Source organism: Streptomyces sp. NPDC032198, assembly GCF_040636975.1.
Classification (GTDB): domain Bacteria; phylum Actinomycetota; class Actinomycetes; order Streptomycetales; family Streptomycetaceae; genus Streptomyces.
The window spans coordinates 1-4,383 of the sequence record NZ_JBEZVL010000039.1 but is presented as its reverse complement, the minus strand read 5'-3'; the positions used below and the strand labels follow the sequence as shown (position 1 = coordinate 4,383).

At 70.0% G+C, this 4,383-nt stretch carries 1 protein-coding gene; it reads right to left on the bottom strand.

The genetic code is table 11. From position 1 onward, the window contains the following. On the bottom strand, positions 1-4,383 hold a 4,383-nt coding region (locus tag AB0E78_RS41755; protein WP_361844928.1), incomplete at both ends, for an SDR family NAD(P)-dependent oxidoreductase.

The window sequence follows — 4,383 nt, the reverse complement described above, 5'->3', positions numbered from 1 at the left end:
TGCGGCTCTAGGGCGGCGTCGCAGGCGTCGATGGCTTCGGCGAAGGCGGGGTTGTGGGCGTACAGGTCGGTGCCCATGCCGTGCCACTGGCTGCCCTGGCCGGGGTAGACGAACACAATCTTCCCGCGCGCCGTCGCCGTACCGGTGACGGCGTTGGGGTGGGTTCCGCCCGAGGCCAGCGCGCGCAGGGCTTCGGCGGCTTCCTCGACGGTTGAGGCAACGACCCCGGCCCGCACATCGAAATGCGTACGGTGCAGTGCCGAGGTCCGGGCGATGTCCGACAGGCTCGCCTCGCGATGGGCTGCCAGCCAGGTGGCCCAGTGGCCCGCCTGGGTGCGGAGGGCCTTGGGGGTACGGGCGGAGAGCACGATGGGAAGGGCGCCGAAGGGAGCCGGTTCCGTCTCCACCGGGGTGCTCTCCGGGGCTTCTTCGAGGATGACGTGGGCGTTGGTGCCGCTCAGTCCGAAGGATGAGATGCCTGCTCGGCGTATGCGCCCTGTGCCGCGCTGCCAGGGCTGGTTGTCCTGGAGGAGTTCCAGGCCGCTGCCGTCCCATTCGATGTGGCTGCTGGGCGCCTCGGCGTGCAGCGTCTTGGGGAGGCTCTCGTGTTGCAGTGCCATGACCATCTTGATGACCCCGGCCACACCGGCGGCGGCTTGCGCATGGCCGATGTTGGACTTGGAGGAGCCGAGGTAGAGGGGCCGGTCGGCAGCCCGGCCGGGGCCGAAGATTTCGGTCAGGGCGCCGGCTTCGATGGGGTCGCCGAGAGGGGTGCCGGTGCCGTGCGCCTCGATGGCGTCGATGTCGGCGGGGGTGAGGCGAGCGGAGCTCAGCGCTTCCTGGACGACGCGCTGCTGCGAGGGCCCGTTGGGGGCGGTCAGCCCCTGGCTGCGGCCGTCCTGGTTCACTGCCGAACCCTTGACCACGGCAAGGATCTTGTCGCCGTCGCGTCGGGCCGCCGACACGCGCTTGAGTACGAGGATGCCCACGCCCTCGGACCAGCCCGCACCGTCCGCGTCATCGGAGAAGCTCTTGCAGCGTCCGTCCGTGGCCATGCCCTTGAGGCGGGAGAACTCCACGAAGAGCGAAGGCGTCGACATCACGGTCACGCCACCGACGAGCGCCAGTTCGCACTCGCCGGTGCGCAGGGCGTTGATGCCCAGATGCATCGCGACCAACGACGACGAACAGGCGGTGTCCACCGTGAGCGCCGGGCCCTGGAGCCCCAGTGAGTAGGAGAGGCGTCCGGAGATGATGCTGCTGGCGTTGCCGGTGCCGAGGTAGCCGTCGAGTGCGTCGAGGTCGTGGTTGTGCTGGTTGTCGTAGTCGGAGCCCATGGTGCCGAGGTAGACGCCGGTGCGGCTTTCGGTGAGGGTGTCGGGTCGGATGCCGGCCCGCTCCAGGGCTTCCCAGGAGGTCTCCAGGACCAGCCGTTGCTGGGGGTCCATGGCGATCGCTTCGCGGGGGGAGATGCCGAAGAACTCGGCGTCGAAGCCTTCGATGTCGGTGAGGAAGCCGCCTTCGCGGGCGTAGCTTTTGCCGGCTGCTTCGGGGTCGGGGTCGTAGATGCCGAGGTTTTCCCAGCGTTTGGGGAAGCCGCTGATGGCGTCGCCGCCCTCGGAGAGGAGGTTCCAGAAGGCTTCGGGTGTGTGGATGCCGCCGGGGAGGCGGCAGGCCATGGAGACGATGGCGATGGGTTCGTCGGCCTGGGTGAGGGTGCGTGCGGCTTTACGGCTCTTCTTCGGCTTGGCCGTGAGTTCGAGGCGTTGCAGGAGGAGCCCGGTGATGGCGGTGGGGGTGGGGTGGTCGAAGGCGAGGGTGGCGGGGAGGGTGACCTCGGTGGCGGTGGAGAGGCGTCGGCGCAGCTCGACGGCCATGAGGGAGTCCATGCCGAGGTCCTTCAGGACCTGATCGGCCCCGAGTTCGCTCGCGTCGGCAACGCCGAGAACGGTGGCGGCCTCGCCACGGACCAGACGGATCAGTTCATCCCGGCGCTCACTCTCGTCCAGCGGCGCCAACCGGTCCCGAAGATCCGACGGGGCTGCCTGCGAGCCGCCCGCCCTGCGAGGCTTGGCGCGCACCAGGCCACGGAACCGGGCCGCCACGTCCTCGCCTCGGTCCGCGCTGCGCTGCAGCGACGCCAACTCCAGCTTGATCGGGGCCAGATGGGCGTGGGGCTGGTCCAGCGCCGCATCGAGGAGCCGCATCCCCTGGGTCCCGCTCAGGGCACTGATGCCCTGACGGCGGATGCGCGACAGGTCGGCCTCGCCCAGCCGTGACGTCATGCCGACACCGGCCAGCTCCCAGAGGCCCCAGGAGAGGCTGGTGGCAGGGAGGCCTTGGGCCTGGCGGTGGTGGGCGAGAGCGTCGAGGTAGGTGTTGGCCGCCGCGTAGGTGCTCTGTCCCGCACTGCCGAGGATGCCGGCGGCGCTGGAGAAGAGGACGAAGGCGGTGAGGGGGTGGTGGGCGGTGAGGTGGTGGAGGTGAAGTGCGCCATCGACCTTGGGGGCGAGGACGTGGTGGAGACGCTGGGTGTCCTGGCCGGTGAGGAGGCCGTCGTCGAGGATGCCGGCGAGGTGGAAGACGGCGGTGAGGGGGCGTTCCAGGGTGGTGATGAGCTGTTCGGTCTGCTGCGGGTCGGTGATGTCGCAGGCGTGGACGTCGACCGACTCGGCACCCAACTCACGCAACTGGGCGGCGAGTTCGGTGGTGCCGGGAGCTTCGGGTCCTTGGCGTGAGGTGAGGACGAGGTGGTGTGCGCCGTGTTCTTGTACGAGGTGGTGGGCGATCTGGCGGCCGAGTTCGCCGGTGCCGCCGGTGATCAGGACGGTGCCCTCGGGATCGAGACGCGGGGGCTGGGCGGCGGTGGTGCCGGTGGCTCGGGCGCGTATCACGCGGGCGACGCGCACCTCGCCCTCACGAACCGCGATCTCCGGCTCGTCGGCCAACGCAAGAGCATCGACGAGCAGTTCGGCCCCGTGCTCGTCGAGGTCGATCAGACGCACGGAACGCTCGGAGTGCTCGGTCGCCGCCGCGCGTACCAGTCCCCACAGCGGCGCGTGGCCCAAGTCCTGAGCTCCCTCGCCCACCGCGCGGCGGGTGACCCACGTCAACTCGGTCTCGGTCAGCCGCTCTTCGGTCAGCAGCCGCTGGAGCAGCGTGAGCGCCCGAGTGGCTGTTCCGGTCGGGTCGCCGCCCTCCACCGGCACGGTGGCATCGACGAGGATGCGCGCCGGTACGTCCTCGGAAGCCAGCAACGCGTCCACGTCGGCGAACTGCGGCACGCCCCCGAGAGCGGCCGCCAGCTCGGAGCCTGCGCCGAGCACGGCGACGTCCTCGACCTCTGTCGTACGGGACGCTCGCGGTGCCACGAAATCGACCCGGTAGAGATGCTCCACCGGCTCCGTGGTCCGGATCTGCTCGGCCGTGACCTCGCGCAGTCGCAGCTCCTCAATGGAGGCCACCGGCTGACCTGCGCCGTCCGCCACACGGATTCGCGCCACCGATGCGGCTCGGTCCAGGGTGATGTGGACGCGGAGTTCGGTGCTGTGGGTGGCGTGGAGGTGGGCGTTGGTCCATTCGAAGGGGAGGACGACGTTTTCGTCGGTGCTGCGTAGGGCGGTGAGGGTGTGGAGTGCGGCGTCCAGGAGGGCGGGGTGGATGCCGAAGTCGTCGGGTGTGGTGGTGTCGGGGAGGCGGATGAGTCCGTAGGCGTGGTCGTCCTTGCGCCAGAGTTCGGTGAGGCCCTGGAACGCCGGACCGTACTGAAGCCCCTGAGTCGCGAACTCCTCGTAGAAGCCGTCCAGTTCGACCTGCTCGGCTCCGGCGGGCGGCCACTGCGCGAGTGCCTGGAACTTGGGATCGTCGTCCTCGCCGGCGGAAGCCGACTCGATCAGCTCGCCGATGGCGTGCTGGTGCCAGACCCCGTCGAGAGAGTTCTCCGGCTGGCTGTAGAGGGAGATGCTCCGGCGACCCTCGGCCTCCGCACCGACCACCACCTGCAGCCGGACCGCGTCACGCAGGACCAGCGGCTCCGTCATGGTCAGCTCGCCGACGGCGTCCGCGCCGACCTCCCGCGCCGCGGCGAACGCGATCTCCAGCAGTCCGGTGCCGGGGGTGAGGACGGTGTCGTAGACGGTGTGGTGGGTGAGCCAGGGGTGTTGGGTGGGGGAGAGGCGTCCGGTGAGGAGGTGTCCGTCGCCGTTGGCGAGGGGGGTGGTGGCGGCTAGCCAGGGGTGGGTGGTGGTGCGGAGGCCGATGGTGTCGGCGTTGGTGGGGGTGTGGGTGGTCTCGGTCCAGAAGTGTTCGTGTTGGAAGGGGTAGGTGGGGAGGGTTTGGTGGTGGGGGGTGGTGTGGGTTGGGGGGAGGGTGTGGGTCCAGTTG